16 protein-coding genes and 1 pseudogene are annotated in these 17,805 nt (G+C 61.4%); 8 read left to right on the forward strand and 9 right to left on the reverse strand.

Annotated features, from left to right (window positions below):
• The 8 genes and pseudogenes from CCR95_RS18560 to CCR95_RS18590 all read right to left on the reverse strand — a co-directional run.
• Positions 1-279 (reverse strand): IS4/Tn5 family transposase DNA-binding protein (locus CCR95_RS18560; RefSeq protein WP_201090848.1); only part of this gene is annotated, 279 nt, incomplete at its 3' end.
• A gap of 196 nt (positions 280-475) precedes the next feature.
• A pseudogene (locus CCR95_RS26585) lies at positions 476-892 on the reverse strand (phosphorothioated DNA-binding restriction endonuclease family protein); the annotation flags it as partial.
• A gap of 2 nt (positions 893-894) precedes the next feature.
• A complete protein-coding gene (locus tag CCR95_RS18565) occupies positions 895-1,698 on the reverse strand; it encodes a phosphoadenosine phosphosulfate reductase domain-containing protein (RefSeq protein WP_201097245.1) in 804 nt (267 codons plus the stop codon).
• A gap of 172 nt (positions 1,699-1,870) precedes the next feature.
• Positions 1,871-2,086, reverse strand: coding sequence for a hypothetical protein (locus CCR95_RS18570; protein WP_201097247.1), 216 nt, complete (start codon positions 2,084-2,086; stop codon positions 1,871-1,873).
• Positions 2,087-2,376: 290 nt separating this feature from the next.
• Complete coding sequence (locus tag CCR95_RS18575) at positions 2,377-5,769, reverse strand: hypothetical protein (protein ID WP_201097248.1); 3,393 nt, start codon at positions 5,767-5,769, stop codon at positions 2,377-2,379.
• Complete coding sequence (locus CCR95_RS18580) at positions 5,766-6,665, reverse strand: DUF4007 family protein (RefSeq protein WP_201097250.1); 900 nt, start codon at positions 6,663-6,665, stop codon at positions 5,766-5,768. Before CCR95_RS18580 ends, CCR95_RS18575 begins: the two co-directional genes overlap by 4 nt.
• Positions 6,666-6,743: 78 nt before the next feature.
• A complete protein-coding gene (locus CCR95_RS18585) occupies positions 6,744-7,967 on the reverse strand; it encodes a cysteine desulfurase family protein (RefSeq protein WP_338115439.1) in 1,224 nt (407 codons plus the stop codon).
• Between the two features lie 203 nt (positions 7,968-8,170).
• The gene (locus tag CCR95_RS18590; RefSeq protein WP_201097258.1) at positions 8,171-10,072 is read right to left on the reverse strand and encodes an ATP-binding cassette domain-containing protein; all 1,902 of its coding nucleotides are present in this window, start codon (positions 10,070-10,072) and stop codon (positions 8,171-8,173) included.
• Between the two features lie 189 nt (positions 10,073-10,261).
• Between CCR95_RS18590 and CCR95_RS18595 the strand changes: the two genes are divergently transcribed.
• From CCR95_RS18595 to cydX, 6 genes are all read left to right on the forward strand, one after another.
• Positions 10,262-10,969 (forward strand): Crp/Fnr family transcriptional regulator, encoded by a 708-nt coding sequence (locus CCR95_RS18595; protein WP_201097260.1) that lies wholly within the window; start codon positions 10,262-10,264, stop codon positions 10,967-10,969.
• 168 nt (positions 10,970-11,137) lie between these two features.
• Entirely contained in the window at positions 11,138-11,545 is a 408-nt protein-coding gene (locus tag CCR95_RS18600) for a DUF6858 family protein (protein WP_201097262.1), read from the forward strand.
• A gap of 31 nt (positions 11,546-11,576) precedes the next feature.
• Entirely contained in the window at positions 11,577-11,972 is a 396-nt protein-coding gene (locus CCR95_RS18605) for a NifB/NifX family molybdenum-iron cluster-binding protein (RefSeq protein ID WP_201097263.1), read from the forward strand.
• A gap of 250 nt (positions 11,973-12,222) precedes the next feature.
• Positions 12,223-13,827, forward strand: a complete 1,605-nt coding sequence (locus CCR95_RS18610; RefSeq protein WP_201097264.1) for a cytochrome ubiquinol oxidase subunit I — start codon at positions 12,223-12,225, stop codon at positions 13,825-13,827.
• Between the two features lie 17 nt (positions 13,828-13,844).
• Positions 13,845-14,987, forward strand: coding sequence for a cytochrome d ubiquinol oxidase subunit II (cydB, locus tag CCR95_RS18615; protein WP_207188681.1), 1,143 nt, complete (start codon positions 13,845-13,847; stop codon positions 14,985-14,987).
• A 109-nt stretch (positions 14,988-15,096) separates the two neighbouring features.
• The gene (cydX, locus tag CCR95_RS18620; protein ID WP_201097266.1) at positions 15,097-15,213 is read left to right on the forward strand and encodes a cytochrome bd-I oxidase subunit CydX; all 117 of its coding nucleotides are present in this window, start codon (positions 15,097-15,099) and stop codon (positions 15,211-15,213) included.
• A 289-nt stretch (positions 15,214-15,502) separates the two neighbouring features.
• On the opposite strand, the gene CCR95_RS18625 is transcribed toward cydX, so the two are convergent.
• Positions 15,503-16,180, reverse strand: coding sequence for a YiaD family glycine zipper/OmpA-like lipoprotein (locus tag CCR95_RS18625; RefSeq protein ID WP_201097267.1), 678 nt, complete (start codon positions 16,178-16,180; stop codon positions 15,503-15,505).
• A 267-nt stretch (positions 16,181-16,447) separates the two neighbouring features.
• Here CCR95_RS18625 and CCR95_RS18630 point away from each other — a divergent pair, with 267 nt between their 5' ends.
• Positions 16,448-17,020 (forward strand): DUF2878 family protein, encoded by a 573-nt coding sequence (locus CCR95_RS18630; RefSeq protein ID WP_201097268.1) that lies wholly within the window; start codon positions 16,448-16,450, stop codon positions 17,018-17,020.
• Complete coding sequence (locus CCR95_RS18635; RefSeq protein WP_201097269.1) at positions 17,013-17,798, forward strand: DUF1295 domain-containing protein; 786 nt, start codon at positions 17,013-17,015, stop codon at positions 17,796-17,798. The genes CCR95_RS18630 and CCR95_RS18635 overlap by 8 nt, the downstream gene beginning before the upstream one ends.
• Positions 17,799-17,805 lie beyond the last annotated feature (7 nt).

Consider the following 17,805-nt stretch of genomic DNA (forward strand, 5'->3'; position numbering starts at 1 on the left):
GAAGTTCAACTCGGTGGTGTCCTGCACGCACAGCACCACCGGCTGGCTCGCCATGCGTTCGCGCGTGCATTGGCGATGCGGTTCCAGGATATCCATCCACTCGAACGTCTCCTGGGACAGAAAGCGATACGCCGCCTGGGTCTCCGCCCAACCATGACACGCACCCGGAATGCTCGCCGTGGGTCGCTCGGCCAGACGCTCCACCAATTGAACCACCCGCCGATCGCGGCGCGCGTCGCCCAGAGCGATCCCGCGAAATTCGTCTTCTGCCCAGCCCATGCGATCCCCAATGAACGTGAATGCTCAAACCTATTTTACCCGCACACGGGGAGTTGTGTGTAATGGGATGCGTTAATCCCTGCTTAACCCACCACCGTGTGATATGCGCGGTTTCTGAGCCGATCAATCCAATTTCTTTCGTATCTGTAGCCATAGAGTCATCTCTTAAAAGTAGAGCCCTGCGGATTCGAGTGCGCCTTTCTTCTGTAAAAAATTTATTTAACAAATCATCTGAAATCGACAATACTATATTTTTATCCGTCAGAAACATATCATACAAATCAAGATTGAACCCTCCTAAAATCTGTTCGTTAAGTTCGCCGATCAATACGTCACCGGAAGCGGTTTTCGTCAATAACTCAAAACCATTAACCTCCCAAATATTATCACTCACCAAACGAGCAAACGGATATTGAAGATGAAGCGGTTGATCAGAAAACGGAACCATCCTTGACGCTTCCTCATAACATCGAAAAGATGCCAGCCTCTCTTTCCCATGAAAACAACGTGCAAGCGCAATCAATAAAAGAGCAGGCTTGTTAATCGAATAAAAGCCACCTTGTTTGTGAACTCGTATAGACAGAAAAGCAGAACGAACAACCTTTCTATCCATGGCTACAAGAAACAAACAAGACAGGCTTCGTCGTCGCCATGGTTTGAATATTCATCGAAAAGCTTTTTCTTGGGTTTTCTATCTTCTTTATCCTGCTGAATTTTTGCATTCGCAAGTATCTCGTCAGCCCGAGCGAGCATATCGTCAAGATTTTCACCTTGAGACCAAGTGTGTTGACGACCTGCATCACGGTGAAATTGTTCATACTCCCTGGCCTTATCAAAAAGCGCGGGATATTTCCGAGCGAGCTTTACCCATTCATCTTTTCGTTGAAAGAAACAAAAATAACATCCAGAACGGCTTCTCCATTCATAATATTTTGGCATTCCTAAACCGGAAGAATTCAAAATGTCTTCCACCATATCGCGCGTAATGCCATCTTCGATAAACGGATATCTAGCCGAAATGTTTGGCTTTGTTGATAAATAACCTTGTCGATGTTGCTCATCGGCACGAATTGCAACGTAAGTAATCGCCGTATCACTTCCAACATATTCTTCAAAAGGTCGAATTTTTAGTTCTGAAGTACACCATCGCGTCTTTGCTGTAGGCAAGAAATTCCCATTAAGCTGAAGATAAAACTCAAAGCTTTTTTTCGCATTCAACCGCACAATCGGCTTCCCAAGATAATCCTCCAGCAAATCGACAAACTCCAGCGTTTCCGGCAATTCGGCTCCGGTATCGGCAAAGAAGTATTCCATTTCCGGAATCCGGTCGCGCAGATAAATCGCAAGCGCGGAGCTATCCTTGCCACCGGAAAGCCCCAAAAGATGACGCACTGGGCGCTTTGAATTGGTTTCAGTCATGCGATTATTCCTCTTGGCCTGTCTCGTTGGCTCGTTCCCACGCTCCAGCGTGGGAATGCCATCGCACCGCTCCAGTGGTGCGTATCGGTGACGCGACGCTGGAGCGTCGCGATGTGCTCCCACGCCGGAGCGTGGGAGCTAGAGAAACGCGCTGATTCGACCTTCGGTTTCTCTATTCGTGATCCTGAGTTCGCCTTGCTTTGATCTCCGCGATGATTTGCCTTGCCGTCATCTCTTTGAATAGAGAGTCACGTTCAGCAGTGTCATTCCCATTTCCAACACGGAACTGACTTAAGAAACGGATGGTATCGACGACACCGATTTCTTTCACCAATACATCTTTGGCTCGCTGGTTGATTTCCGATATAGGATGAATACGTGTCGTCATTTTAAGTGATTTCCGGGAAAGATATGAATTCCATTTTATACATCCCAGATCCGCCGACATCCTGTTGGCGGAATTGCCAGAATGCCTTAGGCAACATGACGCTCGGCAGGCTTGCGTGGCGGCCGAGTGATCATGGTTCGACCTGATGACGTTTGCTTCTGACGAATGTCTTCACAGATTGCATGAAGATCATCGTTAAATTTCTTTGCGCATTCGTCTCGAAGGCGATGAATCTCTTCAACGATGGGATCACGCCACATCGATTAGCCCTCCATCAATTCAAGTGAATTTCATGACTTGCTTTCAAACTCATGCTCGGACATGCGTTCAAATAATGCCGCGACCACCGCGAGCCGCGTCGTTTCATCGAGATCCGCCAATCCCTCGGCGATGCTGGCCGCCTTGCGCGCGGCGCTCTGGCGCTGTTCGGACGAGAGCTGAATGACCCGGCTGATCTCGCCCTGTTTGGCATCCACCCGTTTCAACAGGATCGTGCCATTGAGGCGCGTGGCGTCGGGCATGGCGAGCCGTAGCTTTTCGAGATCCCTGAGCTGGGCGCTGAGTTCATGCAGTCGCAATTCGGCGGCGAGCCGCGTTTCCTCGCGCCATTTGGCCGGCGGCGACTTGCCGATCAGGGTCGCGACCGATTCCAGCCAGGCGTCATCGGTCCGCTGCGCCGGATCGCTGAGACGCCGGATCAGCGCGCCCAGTCCCATGCGGTCGGGGGTATAGCGGTCCAGGCCGCGATAGCGTTCGATCACGGCGAGGCGCAGATCGCCGAGGCTGGCGGTGTCGGTGTCCAGCAAGGCGGTGCCGAGCTGTTGCCGCCAGCCGTCGAGCAGCGCGGGATAGGCGTTTTTCAGCTCGTGTAGCGCCTTGACCAATGCCTGGATGAAGCGCTCGGCGAGCGCGGGATCGGCGGCGGCGAAGGTCTCCGCCGTGAAGCCGCAGGCGGCGGGCAAGGCGTCGAACAGCAGGACGCCGGGGCTGCGGGCCTGTCGGAAGGCGGCGCGCACGCGCTCGGCCTCCGGGCTGAGTCCGGCGCAATGCAAACTGTAGTCGGGCAGGTCGGCGATAAAGCGCACCAGCGGGCGGACAATATCGAGCAGCGTGGCATCCTGACGCACCTGACCGACGACCGAGCGGATGTAGCGGTCGAAGAGTTCGCCGCGCAGTCCGGTGATCGCGAAGCGTTCGAGCGCGAACAGTGCCGGTCGGCGGCACAGCAGTTCGACCTGCTCGATGGTCAGTTCGTCGCAGAAGACGCCTTCCTGATAGAGCGCGACCTCGCGCCGGCTGGCCAGCAGATAGGCGACGATCAGCACCGGCAGCGGTCCCAGTTTGGCGCCATAGGGCGGGCGTTGCAGCCGCTCATGGAGCGCGGTCAGGGCGACGTGAGCGCCGCCCGATTCGCCGAGCATGTCGGTAATCGCCTGCCACAGCGGGCGCAACCGGCAGGGATCGGACGCCGGCGGCGGATGGAAACCGAAACGTCCGTCCACCTCGCGATGCAGGCCGCTTTCTTTCAGGACCGAGAGATAGAGGCTCTTTTCCGCCGGGGTCTTGGCGATCCCGAGATCGGGCTGGTCGGCGGCGGTCAGCATGGCCGCGAGCAGTCGCTTGCGTCCGGTATTGGCGCTGGCCGAGGGTTGATCGCGGTTGATCAGTTCGTTGCGCAGGCGCGGCGCTTGCGGATAACAGCGGGTGTCGACCCACTGCGAGAGCTGGCGTTGGAGATCGCGCCGGTCGCGCACCGGGCGTTCGTCGCCGCCCCAGAACCAGGTCAGGGTCTCGGGCGCGTCCAGCAGGGTGCGAATGAGTTGGGCGGTTTCGCGCTCGGCATGCGCGAGCCAGGCGCGATGCTCGCGCTGGGCGACGGGGTCTTGATGGAGCGCGGCGTGTCGCTTGGGCAATTCCTGCAAGGCCATCCATGCGACGACGGCTTCGCGGAGGCTGTCGGTGAACCCGCAGCGCGCGACGACCGCGCGGGCGGGCATGTCGTCCAGCGGCGGATCTTCGTGCTCCTCGGCCAGATAGAACCAGAGACGCAGTTCGCCGCCCTCCTCCGCCGTGGGTGGCCAGCGGTCGCGGGCGATAAAGGTCGGGAGGAAACTGCGCAGGGCGCCGGTGAGGATGGTGGAGCGGCGCGCGACGATGGGCTTGAAGGGCGCGATGCGATTGAGGATGTCGACCAGCGGCAGGTTGATCTGTTCGGCGATGGCTTCCTGGAGCGCGCCGCGCAGATCGAAATCGCTGCCGGCCCAGACGCGGTATTCCTGACTGTAGTGGCGGAACTGGATGATCGAAGCGGCTTCGAGCCGCGCCAGCAGGCTGTCGAGCGCGTCGCCGAAGAGGTTGGCGAGCAGGGCCGGGCTGGCCTTGAGTCCGCGTTGCGCGCCGATCAGGTTGAGCAGGCCGAGGGTTTTCAGGAGCTTGACGGCGGCATCGTCGGGCGTGGCGTCGAAGCGTTCGAGGGCGGTGATGACTTCGACCCAGCGGTGGGCGGTGAGCGGGTCGGAGAAGCCGGCGGTCTGGTTGAGGATGAAATAGTCGTACAGCTCCCAGGGCTCGATCCAGTCGCCCATGGAAAGCTGGCCGAGTCGTTCGGTCAGTCCGAAGGGCTCGCGGCTGCCCAGGTAGGAAAACAGGGTGCGCTCGTTCTGCGCCACTTTTTGACAGAGGACCGGCAGGATCAGCAGGGTCAAGGGGTGCAGCGGGTAACAGCGCGCGAACAGCCGCCGCGCCTGCGCCGGATCGAGCCCCAGCGGGAGCGCGCCCTCTGCGTCGAGCGTGGCGGTCGCGGTCGCCAGTTGGTCGGTCAGGTCGGCGGTCAGGTCGCCCTCGCGCGCGAAGGCCGCGGCGACGATGCGCAAGGCTTGTTCGGCGGGTTCGAGAAAGGCGATCGCGCCAAAGCGACCCTGGATCTTTTGCCATTCCTCGCGCAGTGTTTTGCTCAGACGGTGGCTGTAGTGCTCGAAGGCTTGATGGAGCATGACCACCAGATGCAGCGGCGCGGCGCTCGGTTCCTGCGCTTGCTCGGCCAGCAGTTGCAGCAGATGGATCTCGCGGTGCTGGGGGTGATAGGACTCGTATTCGAGAAATTTGCCGAGTTCGTCGATTTCGATCAGGAGTCCGTCGCCGCCCTGTTGCGACCACACGCGCTGCACCTGCCGGATCAGGGCCAATACTCGGTCCATCGGATGGCACGGTTCGGCGGCGTCGAGAATCTCCTTGATCAGCAGCGAGCCCAAGCTGCGTTTTTGGGCCGCCGCGCCGAGCGCCAGCAGAAACTGGCGCGTCAGCGAGTCGGGGATGCCGTTGATTTGGATCGTCAAAAATCCGCGCGCGCCTTTCAATGCGTGCTGAAAGCGGTCGGCCAACGGCGGGCTATGCGTGCGCAGGATGGCGAGCGCGGCCTGATGGGCGGGCGTCTGCTCCGTGTTCACGAGCGCGGACAGGAAGAGTCCGAACGCGGATTTCCCGGTGCCGTAGGGGCCGATGAGCGCCTGGGCGCGTCCGCCGGTCTCCTGCTCCAGTCCGTCGAGAATCTGGGCGAGCGCCTGAAGCGCCCGCGAGGTGGGCAGATAGGCTTGAATCAGTTCCAGGCGGTCGCAGTCGCGCGGCAGGTTGATCGAGCGGGTATAGGCGCCCTGGATGCGGATGCATTGGTCTAGCGAGGTCATGCCGTCTGGCTCCCGTAGTGCGTGCGGAGCAGGTCAAGCGGATCTTCGAGCGCGCCGCGCCGGTAGAGCTGATGGACGCCGGCGGTATCGCGCAGTTCGTAACTTCGTGGGTAAAGGTCCATGAGCTGTCCGAGGCTGTGCATCAGCCCTTCCTCGCTGAGCCGAAAGATCGCCCCCGGCGCGGCCCACTGGTCGCCGCCCTGGAGCAGGGATCGGATGGGCAGCGCCGGCTGATCGGGATCGGCCCGGAAGCGTTGCGCGAGCGCGAAATGCAGGGCGACGGGCGGCAGAAAGGCGCGGATCAGGCGCGGACTGCGGTACTGGCGCCCGGCGTCGACCTCGATGAGTTGCAGATGCGCGAGCGGGGAATCCAGGTGATCGTCGCCGCGCTCGACCTGGGGCGCATACATGCGCAGCAGGGTGGAGATGTCGGATTTCAGGGTGCTGTGCGAGCGGCGCGCCTTGAGTTCTTTCGCGACGAATTCGCTCAAGGCTTGCAGCGCCTCCTGTTCCTGAAAGCGCGGCATGGCGAAGCGGTCGAAGAACCAGAAAAAGCCGGTGGCCATCTCGGGGTTGGAGGCAATCAGCCAATGGAGGATCCAGAGCGTGGCCTCGTCTTCGAGATAGCGGTCGCCTGTCTCGCCCAACAAGACCTCGCCCAGTGCGGTAGGCGTGCCGATGCCGTCGGCGAATTCGACGATGCCGGTGACTTGCAGCCAATATTGAATGGCGTTCGCCATGTTGCGGCCAACGCCCAGATCCACCATCGCCTGCTCGGGACGGGTGAACAGGTCCGGGGTTTTCTGGATGGTCTCGAATCCCTTGGTCAACCAGCCGTAGCGCAGCGGAAAGGTTTCGTGGCGTCCGAAGGTGGTTTTATTGCGATTGAGCTTCAATGAAATGGCGTCCAGTGCGCGGGGGTTGTCGGTGCATGGGGGACGGCGACCCCAGACGGGGATTCCGAACGACGCGGCTCATGAGGAACGCCGGGGGCTTTGCGGGGTAGTGGTCTGCATCGCGGTCGACGTCAGCGCGCGCATGCGCTGCACTGCCGCGACGATGCTGTTGACTGCGGCGGAGACTTCATCGACGGTTTGGTAACGGCTAAAACTGACACGCACCGCGCCATTGAGGGCGTCGCCTTCCACGCCCATTGTCCGCAAGACGGCGGACGGTTCGACGGTGCCGGACGCACAGGCGGACCCGGAGGCGATAGCAAGGTCGGGCGCAAGTTGGTTGATCAGCGCATCGCTGCCGATCCCGTCGATGGAGAGATTGACGATGTAGGGCGAACTCCGCGCGGGATCGCCGTGTACTCGATAGGTCAGATGGGCGGCGAGCTGTTCCAGAAACTGGCGCTTCAATTGCGCGACCCATGCCAGATCGGTCTCCCGACGGCGCGCCGCCAGTGTCAGCGCGCGACTCAGACCGATGATCTGATGCGTGGGGAGTGTGCCGGGACGCAGGCCGAATTCCTGCCCGCCGCCATACATCAGCGGCTGTAGCCGGAGCTGACGGCGGTTGCGGACGATCAGACAACCGATTCCTTTGGGTCCATGAAATTTGTGAGCCGAGAGCGCGAGCAGATCAATGGGAGTCTTTTCAAGATCGATGGCAAATTTCCCGGCGGATTGCGCGGCGTCGACATGCAGAAGCATGCCGACCTCGGAGGCCAACGCCGCCATCTCGTCGATGGGCTGCATAACGCCGGTTTCGTTGTTGATGTGCTGGATGGAGATCAACAGGGTGTCCGTCCGCACGGCCTGCCGCACCGTCTCGGGTTCGATCCAGCCGGCGCGGTTGGGCGGGAGACGGGTAATCTCGAAGCCGTCGCGTTCGAGTGCGGCGCAGCAGGCCAGAACGGATTGATGTTCGATGGCCGAGACGATCAGATGCCGCCCCTGGTCGACATGGGCGCGCGCCACGCCTTGCAGGGCCAGATTGTTGGCTTCGGTGGCGCCGGAGGTAAAAATGACCTCGTCGGATTCGCAGCCGAATTCGGCGGCAATCTCGGCGCGGGCGGCGCCAACGACCGCCGCCGCGCGCTGACCTAGCCAGTGAGCCGTTGAGGAGGGATTTGCGTCAACGCCTTGAAGATGCGCGACCATGCGCACCAGCACCTCGGGCGCCAGCGCGGTGGCGGCGGCGTTGTCGAAATAGAGAGGGCCGGGCGCATGTCGTTCCTGATTCGTCACCACGTAACCCTCTCCGTCATCAATGTGACGTCCAAGACGATCACGCCTCTTCAGAAGCGTGGGTGCGTCTATCGAACCCTACCGGTCGGGCAGCTTACCACCCTCGCACAGGACTCCTGATTGATTTCCGACAATCCGACGATCTTTTCATGACACGGATAGTCGTTGCGCGAGAGCTGGATCGCGATGCGCCGGAGACCTGTCTATCACCGCCCCTCCAGCGTCTCCCAACGGGCATACGCCTCCTCCAGCGCCGCGTCCACGACCTCCAGCCGGGCCTTGACTTTCGCGACCTCGCCCCCGTCCGCCTGATAGAGCGCGGGATCGGCCATGCGCGCGTGGAGATCCGACTGTTCCTGCTCCAGCGACTCGATGCGCGCCGGCAGTTCGGCCAGTTCGCGGGTTTCCTTGAAACTCAACTTGTCCGCGCCGCGCTTGGGCTTGGCGGTCTCCGGGCCGGATTCCGCGGGTTTCGGCTTGGTCTCGGCGGGTCGGACAGGGGCGACCGGGGCTGGACGCTGGCGCAACCAGTCCTCGTAACCGCCGACGTAATCGTTCACCCGCCCGTCGCCCTCGAACACCAGGGTGCTGGTGACGACATTGTCCAGCATGACGCGGTCATGACTGACCAGCAGCAGGGTGCCGGCGAATTGCACCAGTAACTCCTCCAGCAATTCGAGCGTCTCGGTGTCGAGATCGTTGGTCGGCTCGTCGAGCACCAGCAGATTGGCCGGGCGGGTGAACAGCTTGGCCAGCAGCAGTCGATTGCGCTCGCCGCCGGACAAGGCATTGACCGGCTGGCGCGCGCGCTCGGGCGTGAAGAGGAAATCCTTAAGGTACGAGAGGACGTGCCGCGATTGACCATCGATCTCGATCTGATCGCTGCCGCCGGCCACGTTGTCCTGCACGCTCTTTTCCAGATCGAGCTGGGCGCGCAATTGGTCGAAATAGGCGACCTGCAGATTGGTGCCGCGCTGGATGCGTCCGCCTTGGGGCTCCAGATCGCCCAGCAGCAGCTTGAGCAGGGTGCTCTTGCCGACGCCGTTGGGGCCGATGATGCCGATCTTGTCGCCGCGCAGAATCAGGGTGCTGAAGTCGCGGATGACCGGTTGGTCGCTCCAGCCGTAGGTCACGCCCTCGGCCTCCACCACCAGTTTGCCCGAACGCTCCGCGTCGCTCACCCGAAGGCGCGCGGTGCCCTGTTGCTCGCGCCGCTCGCGCCGCTCCTCGCGTAGCGCCTTGAGCGCGCGCACCCGGCCCTCGTTGCGGGTTCGCCGCGCCTTGACGCCCTGACGGATCCACACCTCCTCCTCGGCCAGTTTACGGTCGAATTGCTCGACCGCCATCGACTCGGCGTGCAGACGCTCTTCGCGGCGGCGCAGATAGTTGGCGTAGTCGCCGGGCCAGTCGGTGATGCGCCCGCGATCGATTTCCAGAATCCGGGTCGCGACCCGTTGCAGAAAGCGCCGATCATGGGTGACGAATAGCAGCGAACCGGGAAAATCCAGCAGAAACTCTTCGAGCCAATTGATGGATTCGATATCCAGATGGTTGGTCGGCTCGTCGAGCAGCAGCAGATCGGGCTCGATGACGAGCGCGCGGGCCAGCAGCACGCGGCGTTGAAGACCGCCCGAGAGCGACTGGAACTGGGCTTCGGCATCCAGCCCGAGCCGCGTGATGACCCGCTCGGTGCGCCGCTCGATCTCCCAGCCGTTGCGGTCTTCCAACTGCTGCTGAACGCGCGCCAAGCGGTCAAGTTCGCCCTCGCTGGCACTGGCGCCGAGACCATGGGACAGCCTGAAATATTCCTGCACCAAACCGCCAAGGTCGCCCAGTCCATCCGCGACCACCTCGAAGACCGTGGCGTCAGTCTGTTCGCGCGGAATCTCCTGGGCCAGCTTGGCGATGGTCACGCCCTGCACGACCCGGACCTGGCCGCCGTCGGCCTGGATCTCGCCGGCGATGATGCGCAGCAGCGTGGATTTGCCGGCTCCGTTGCGGCCGATCAAACAGATCCGCTCGCCCCGGTCGATGGTCAAGGTGACATCCTCCAACAGCGGCGGCTGACCATAGGAGAGGGAGATCGAATCGAGATTGAGCAGTGGCATCGGGTTTCCTTAGGGGTAAGCACGGGCGACGCCATCCGGTTGCGTCCGAACGGCGGTGCATGACTGATTTGCGATTTCGCAATGAGGCGATGATAATTGTTTCTCTACACGCCTGATCCGGCAAATAGGGCATCCTGCACCTGACATGCCCGCAGGCAGACTCGGTTTTTCAGGAATGACCTTAACCCGATGGCGAAAAGTGTGACATTACGGGATGCCTGGTCCGGCGAGGCAAACTGCCAAAATTGCTCGCTCCGAACCTCGGTTCTCTTTGCTGGGCTGCAAGAGTCCGACTTCGAGCGCATTCACGACCCCATCGACCAGTTCACGCTGAAGCCTGGGACGAGCCTCTACCGTGCCGGCGACACCGGCGACCACATGTTCACGGTCCGCGCCGGTGCCCTGAAGCTGGTCCAGTATCTGCCGGACGGGAGTCAGCGCATCGTGCGCATCGTGCGCGCGACCGACGTGCTGGGCCTGGAGGCAATTCTTGACGATGCCTACCACCATGATGCGATCGCGCTGCATGTCACCGAAGTCTGCCGCTTTCCGGCGCGGCTGGTGCGTGACCTGGGACGCGAAAACCCGGACCTGCATCACGAACTCATGACGCGCTGGCAACGTGCCTTGACCGAGGCCGATGCCTGGCTGACCGAACTCTCCACCGGCGCGGCGCGCCAACGGGTCGCGCGCCTGCTGCTGCGCCTGGTACTGGATCGCGAAACCAGCGAGTGTAACCTCTTCAGCCGCGAGGACATGGGCGCCATGCTCGGCGTGACCACCGAAACCACCAGCCGCACCATCGCCGAATTCAAGCGTCAGAGTCTCTTGGTCGAAACCGCGCCCAACCTTTTTTTGCTCGATATTCCCAATCTGCGCCGCATTGCCGAGGATTGACGCCATTCCGTCTCCGGGATGTTGAGTTTGACTGATTTCAATGCCGCGCGCCGGAACAACTCGTACTCTCCATCTGTTTTGTCGCTCACGGCCGCGAGTTCATCCACAACCGCCGGCGACAGGAACGAGGTAACCGCCAGAATCCAATCGTCGTCGATGGAGATCGTCATGAAACAAAGCCTCACGCTCGCGGAATACCCGCTGTTCACCCTGGAGATCGAGCGCGAGGAGACCCGTTTCGATTCGGTCGACGCGATCTGCGCCTATTTCCGGGCCTGTATCGAGTCGCATCGCGGGGCGGAGTTCATCGCCGAGTTCGACCATTACGCGCACACCAAATCCCTCCCGGAAGGCCAGATCGGCGAAGGGATTCTCGCCGCCAAGAATGTCGTTTTCTGTCTGGGAATCGCACTACCGAATCCGCATCTTCTCGCCGACCGCCCGAGATCCATTGGCGTCGCCGAGACCGATCAGGGTTTCCTGATTACCTTTCTGGAAGCCCCCATGCCGGTGGTCAACGCCGCCATGGAAGACTGGGCGCTGGGACTCTGCGACCGACCGCGGACGGCAACCTGACTCTTCAACCCTTCAGCCCTGGAACCACCCCATGCGCATCGCCGTCACCAGCCAGAACTTTCGCACCATCACCGGCCATGCCGGCAAGAGCAGACGCTTTCTCATCCTGGAAGCCGATGGCGTGAGCGCCCCGGTGGAGATCGACCGGCTGGATCTGCCCATGGACCTGTCGCTGCACGACTATCATGGCGACGATCATCCGCTGTTCGAGCTGCAACTCGACGCCATTGTCACCCAGGGCGCGGGCCAGGGCTTCATCCAGCGGCTGTCGCGTCATGGCATCCGGGTGCATACGACCAGCGCCACCGATCCAGTCGAGGCCGTCAACGCCATCGCGACGGGGAAAGCGCTGCCCGTCGCCGCGCCGCATGACCACGACCACGCACCTGACCGTCCGCGCATGACGCTCTCCCCCGACACGCATTGATCTCGCCCCGAGCAGCAGCCACCCGGAACCCCCGACGATGCGAGTCGTTTTGATGGGGGTATAAAAAGATGCTGCGCTACACTTTGCTTCGGGTCATTCCTGACAACTCCGTTATGGCTTACCCTCTCGCGGTGGAACATCCGGCATGACGCGCGAGACGCCGCGCCAAACACAGGCTCGGCGCTACACAAACACCGCCGGATCGTGACTTATCTCTCTTACTTGACGGCTTGGATCAGGAGAATCGTTCATGCTCGACAGCGCCATGGTTGAACTCTCGCGATGGCAGTTCGCCAGTACCGCGATGTATCACTTCCTGTTCGTTCCCCTGACACTGGGGCTCTCCTGGATCCTGGTGATCATGGAAAGCGTCTATGTCATGACCGGACGGGAAATCTACCGTGACATGACCAAGTTCTGGGGCAAACTCTTCGGTATTAACTTTGCCCTCGGGGTGACCACCGGACTCACGATGGAGTTCCAGTTCGGCACCAACTGGGCCTATTACAGCCACTATGTCGGGGATGTCTTCGGCGCCCCGCTCGCCATCGAGGGTCTGATGGCGTTCTTCCTGGAGTCCACCTTCATCGGGCTCTTCTTCCTCGGCTGGGAGCGCCTGTCCAAGCGTCAGCATCTGGCCGTCACCTTCCTGATGGCCTTTGGCTCGAACCTCTCCGCGCTCTGGATTCTGATCGCCAACGGCTGGATGCAGAATCCGGTCGGCTCCGAATTCAGTTTCGAGACCATGCGCATGGAAATGACCAGCTTCGGCGAACTGCTGATGAACCCGGTCGCTCAGGTCAAGTTCGTGCACACCGTCGCCGCCGGCTATGTGACCGCCACCATGTTCGTGCTCGGCATCAGCGCCTGGTACATGCTGAAGGGACGCGATCTGGCCTTTGCCAAACGCTCCTTCTCGGTCGCCGTCGGTTTCGGACTGGCATCGATCCTCTCGGTCATCCTGCTCGGCGACGAGTCCGGCTACGAGGTGGGCGACATCCAGCGGGTGAAGCTCGCAGCGATCGAGGCCGAATGGGAGACCGAGAAGGCGCCCGCCGCCTTCACCATCTACGGCAACCCGAGCAACGAGGACGAGGAGACGCACAATGCCATCAAGGTGCCCTGGCTGCTCGGACTGATCGCCACCCGCTCGCTCGACACCGAGGTCAAGGGACTGAAAGACCTGATGGTCGATCACGAGGTGCGCATTCGCAGCGGCATGGTCGCCTATGAATACCTGGAGCGTCTGCGCAGCGGCGAGGACACCCCCGGCAACCGCGCCAGCTTCGAGGATCATAAGGACGATCTGGGCTATGGCCTGCTGTTGAAGCCCTATACCGAGAATCCGGCCCAGGCCACCGAGGAACAGATCCAGATGGCGGTCAAGGATTCCATCCCCGAAGTCGCGCCCATCTTCTGGGCCTTCCGGGTCATGGTCGGGGCCGGCGTCTGGATGCTGCTGCTGTTGGTGCTTGGTTTCTACTACAACGCCAAGCGCGTGATTCAGGAGAAACGCTGGCTGCTGCGTCTGTTCCTGTGGAGCATCCCGGTGCCCTGGCTCGCGGTCGAAACCGGCTGGTTCGTCGCCGAATTCGGACGGCAACCCTGGGCCATCGGCGAGGTGCTTCCGACCAGTATCGCCGCGTCGAGCCTGACCGCCACCGACCTCGTCATCAGTATGTCCGGCTTTCTCCTCTTCTATACGGTGCTCTTTATCATCGAGATGTTCCTGATGGTCAAATTCGCCCGTCAGGGACCAAGCTCGCTACATACCGGGCGTTATCATCACGAGTGCGATACCGGCCACGCAGGCGGCATGACACCCGCGACGGCCCCTCAGAAACAGGCTGACTAGCCCCGGAGCTTTTGACCATGATTCTTGATTACGAAACGCTGAAATTTATCTGGTGGGTGCTGGTCGGCGTGCTCTTCATCGGCTTTGCCGTCACCGACGGCATGGACATGGGCGTCGGCACGCTGCTGCCGTTCCTGGGCAAGACCGACGACGAACGGCGCGTCATCATCAACACCATCGGCCCGCACTGGGACGGCAACCAGGTCTGGCTTATCACCGCCGGCGGCGCGATCTTCGCCGCCTGGCCGCTGGTCTACGCGGCGGCCTTCTCGGGCTTCTACTTCGCCATGCTGCTGGCGCTGTTCGCGCTCTTCTTCCGGCCGGTCGGCTTCGACTACCGCAGCAAGATCGAGGATAAACGCTGGCGCAACGCCTGGGACTGGGGACTGTTCGTCGGCGGCGCCGTGCCCGCGCTGGTGTTCGGAATCGCCTTCGGCAATCTGCTCCAGGGGGTTCCTTTCCATTTGGATAACTTCCTGCGGCCCTTCTACAGCGGCGGTTTCTTTGGTCTGCTGAATCCCTTTGCCCTGCTTGCCGGTCTGATCAGTCTCGGCATGCTGACCATGCACGGCGCGATCTGGCTGCAGCTGCGCACCGCCGATCCGATCGCGTCACGGGCCAAGGTCTGGGCCAAGAAGGTCGGGTTGGCGACCATCGTCGGCTTTGCCATCGCGGGCGTGTGGATGAGTCTGGGCATCGAGGGGTTCCGGGTGGTGTCGGAGCATGTGCCCAACGCCACCCCCAACCCGCTGGATAAAGAGGTCATACAGGAGGCCGGTGCCTGGCTTGCGAACTACGGTAACCATCCCTGGACGCTGATTTTTCCGCTGCTGGGTTTCGCTGGACTGGGGCTTGGCATCCTGGGGTCGATGTCCGATCGCCCCGGACTTGGGCTGGTCGCGAGCAGTCTGGGGCTGACCGGGGTGATCATGACCGCGGGCGCGGCCATGTTCCCCTTCATCATGCCGTCGAGCACCAACCCGAACAGCAGCCTGATCGCCTGGGACGCCGTCTCCAGTCACCTGACGCTCACCGTCATGTTCTGGGCCGCGGTGATCTTTATCCCGCTGATTCTCGCCTACACCACCTGGACCTACGCCAAGATGTGGCGGCGGGTGACGGTGGAAGAGATCCAGGCGCAGGATCATCTGGCGTATTAATCCGCGTCCGGACCGATCCGCGCGGTCGCGAGCCGTCGCCCGCAACCGCGCGATCACCCAAGCCGCGTCAGCCAAGATTTATTGACGACCGAATCGAGAGGAACATTCCATGTGGTATTTCGCCTGGCTCTTAGGCGTCTTTCTGGCACTAGCCCTCGGAATCATCAACGTGATGTGGTATGAATCCGAACAGTGCATGGGCATGAACGACGACCAACCGACTTGACCCGTCCTTGACCGAGATAGAAAAAACGCGGCTTCTGGCCGCGTTTTTTATTGGGACGATGAAAGCGTTCAAGCGCTTTCCGAGAAACGCGATGTTTCGGAAAATATTGCGACGGGGTGAATACCCCGTCGCGCTATCGTTGTTCTTGCTTACGTTGTTCTTGCTTACGTTGTCGTTGTCGTTGTCGTTGTCGTCATCATTCTTCGATTCGACAACGAAAGCGACAACGAAAGCGAGAGTCCTGACAAGGCGCATGCCCCGTCCGGCCATGTTATTTTCCGGGAGTTTCCTAACCCGCCGTGATCGGCACAATGATGATATCGACCCGGCGATTCAGACGCCGACCCGCTTCGGTCTCATTGCTCGCGACCGGCTTGTTCATGCCAAACCCGGCGGACGCGATGCGTTCCTGATAGACGCCAGAGCCGGTGAGATAATTCTCGACCGATCCAGCGCGGCGCTCCGACAGAAGCTGATTATGCTCGGCCGATCCGGTGCTGTCGGTATGACCCGCGACCGCCAGCTCGGTCTTGCCATACTCGTTCACGATGGCGGCGATCTTGTCCATGGTGCTGTAGAAACCGGGCTTGATCCGGTCCGAATCCACCTCGAAGGCGGTCTCGCCCGTCATGCCCACCAGCAGTTCGTCGTTGGGCAATTTCTGCACCCGAATCATGCCGCTGGCAATCTCGTCGGCTAACTCCTTCTGGAAATCCTTGTGCTGCTGCTCCATGTAGGCGCCGACCATGCCGCCCGCCAGGGCGCCGCCAATGGCGCCAATCAGGGCGCCGCGTCCCGCGTTGGCGCCCAGCGAGCCGATGAGCGCCCCGGCGGCGGCGCCGGTCGCGGTGCCGATGGCCGCGCCCCGGCCGGTCTGGGACATGCCCGAACCGTCGGCGGCGCAACCGGTAATGAGGACGGCCACGGTTGCCGCGACAGCAATACGTTTGGAAAAATTGGCTTTCATTCGAGACTCCTTGCGGGATGGACAGCGAAGATCGCGCCAGCCGCTCCAGTCAAAAACCGGGACCTCTCCGAAGCTCGGACCCCCGGTTCATGGCGGCTTGGCTGACATGATGTACTGGGTGCCGATCATACCAGAGCATCCCACGCAGTCGGATCATCGAGATTCGGAAACCCGGTGGTTGCACCCTCGACTCACAGGGGCCTTGCATATCGAGACCTCGGACATCAATTGGACGAATACCGCGCCGACATTCTCCGAGGAGCCCGAGTGACCCGCATCATCACGAACTTGATCGCCTTCCAGATTGGCTGGTTCGCCTGCGTGCTCGGCGGCGCTAACAGACTGCCCTGGGTCGGTGTCGGCGTCGTCGCGCTCGTGGCGGGGCTGCACCTGTCGCAGTCGCGCCACCCCCGGCGAGAGTCGGCGCTTCTGCTGACGATCGGTCTCCTCGGCGCCGTCTGGGACAGTCTGCTGGTCCGCTTCGGGTTCCTCGACTACCCCTCCGGCATGCTTCTGCCCTGGCTCGCGCCAGTCTGGATCATCGCCATGTGGATCGCCTTCGCGACGACCCTGAACGTTTCGCTGGGATGGCTGAAAGACCGCTGGTTTCTCGCGACCGTACTCGGTGCCGTGGGCGGTCCGCTGGCCTACTACGCCGGCCACAAGCTGGGCGGGGTGCAATTCCCCGATCTCTTCGTCGGCATGGCCGTGCTGGCCGGCGGCTGGTCGTTCCTGATGCCTTTGTCGGCCTGGATCGCGAAGAAGATCGACGACGTTGACTGGTCAGAACCCGGTCCATCCGAAGCATCGAACCTTGATGGAGAGTACCGGCATGTTTGATCTCCAGATCTATAGCCTCGGCCTGGCCGCGGCCCTGACGCTTGGGCTTAGCGGCTGGATCGCGAGCCTCCCGCTGAAGGATGTCAGCATCGTCGACTCGCTCTGGTCGCTGTTTTTCCTGCTGATGGGTGGGATCTATCTGCTGCTCGCCCCCGCGTGGGGAACGCGTGCGCTGCTGGTCTTTGCCTTGACGGCCATCTGGGCGATCCGCTTGAGCGCCTTCATTACCCGTCGCAACCATGGTCATGGCGAGGATCGACGCTATCAGGCGATCCGCGCCGATCACGAGCCAGGCTTCTGGTGGAAAAGCATTTATATCGTCTTCGGTCTTCAGGCGCTGCTGGCCTGGGTGATCTCGCTGCCGCTGCTGGCCGCCTTGCTGGGTCGGTCGCCGCTGGGCTGGCTCGATGCCGTGGCCCTGGGGCTCTGGCTGGTCGGTTTTTTCTTCGAGGCGGTGGGCGACCGACAACTCGCCGAGTTCAAAGCGCGTCCCGAGAACCGGGGGCAGGTCATGGATCGGGGGCTCTGGCGCTATACCCGTCACCCGAACTACTTCGGCGAAGCCTGCCTCTGGTGGGGATTTTTTCTTTTCGCGCTGGCCGCGGGCGGCTGGTGGTCCATTCTCGCGCCCATCCTCATGACCTTCCTGCTGTTGCGGGTCTCTGGCGTCTCGCTGCTGGAAAAAGACATCCAGGAACGCCGGCCCGCCTACCGGAACTACATCGAGCGCACCAACGCCTTCTTTCCTGGGCCGCCCCGGCGCTCCAGCGAAGGTTGAGCCTTGG

Origin of the sequence: Thiocystis minor, from assembly GCF_016653465.1 — a bacterium.
Taxonomy (GTDB): domain Bacteria; phylum Pseudomonadota; class Gammaproteobacteria; order Chromatiales; family Chromatiaceae; genus Chromatium; species Chromatium minus.

Coding starts and splice junctions, on each gene's coding strand:
- CCR95_RS18605 (WP_201097263.1), top strand. CDS start 11,577: ATGCGCATCGCCGTCACCAGCCAGAACTTTCGCACCATCACCGGCCAT.
- CCR95_RS18635 (WP_201097269.1), top strand. CDS start 17,013: ATGTTTGATCTCCAGATCTATAGCCTCGGCCTGGCCGCGGCCCTGACG.
- CCR95_RS18625 (WP_201097267.1), bottom strand. CDS start 16,180: ATGAAAGCCAATTTTTCCAAACGTATTGCTGTCGCGGCAACCGTGGCC.
- CCR95_RS18565 (WP_201097245.1), bottom strand. CDS start 1,698: ATGACTGAAACCAATTCAAAGCGCCCAGTGCGTCATCTTTTGGGGCTT.
- CCR95_RS18575 (WP_201097248.1), bottom strand. CDS start 5,769: ATGACCTCGCTAGACCAATGCATCCGCATCCAGGGCGCCTATACCCGC.
- cydB (WP_207188681.1), top strand. CDS start 13,845: ATGATTCTTGATTACGAAACGCTGAAATTTATCTGGTGGGTGCTGGTC.
- CCR95_RS18570 (WP_201097247.1), bottom strand. CDS start 2,086: ATGACGACACGTATTCATCCTATATCGGAAATCAACCAGCGAGCCAAA.
- CCR95_RS18590 (WP_201097258.1), bottom strand. CDS start 10,072: ATGCCACTGCTCAATCTCGATTCGATCTCCCTCTCCTATGGTCAGCCG.
- CCR95_RS18600 (WP_201097262.1), top strand. CDS start 11,138: ATGAAACAAAGCCTCACGCTCGCGGAATACCCGCTGTTCACCCTGGAG.
- CCR95_RS18610 (WP_201097264.1), top strand. CDS start 12,223: ATGCTCGACAGCGCCATGGTTGAACTCTCGCGATGGCAGTTCGCCAGT.
- cydX (WP_201097266.1), top strand. CDS start 15,097: ATGTGGTATTTCGCCTGGCTCTTAGGCGTCTTTCTGGCACTAGCCCTC.
- CCR95_RS18595 (WP_201097260.1), top strand. CDS start 10,262: ATGGCGAAAAGTGTGACATTACGGGATGCCTGGTCCGGCGAGGCAAAC.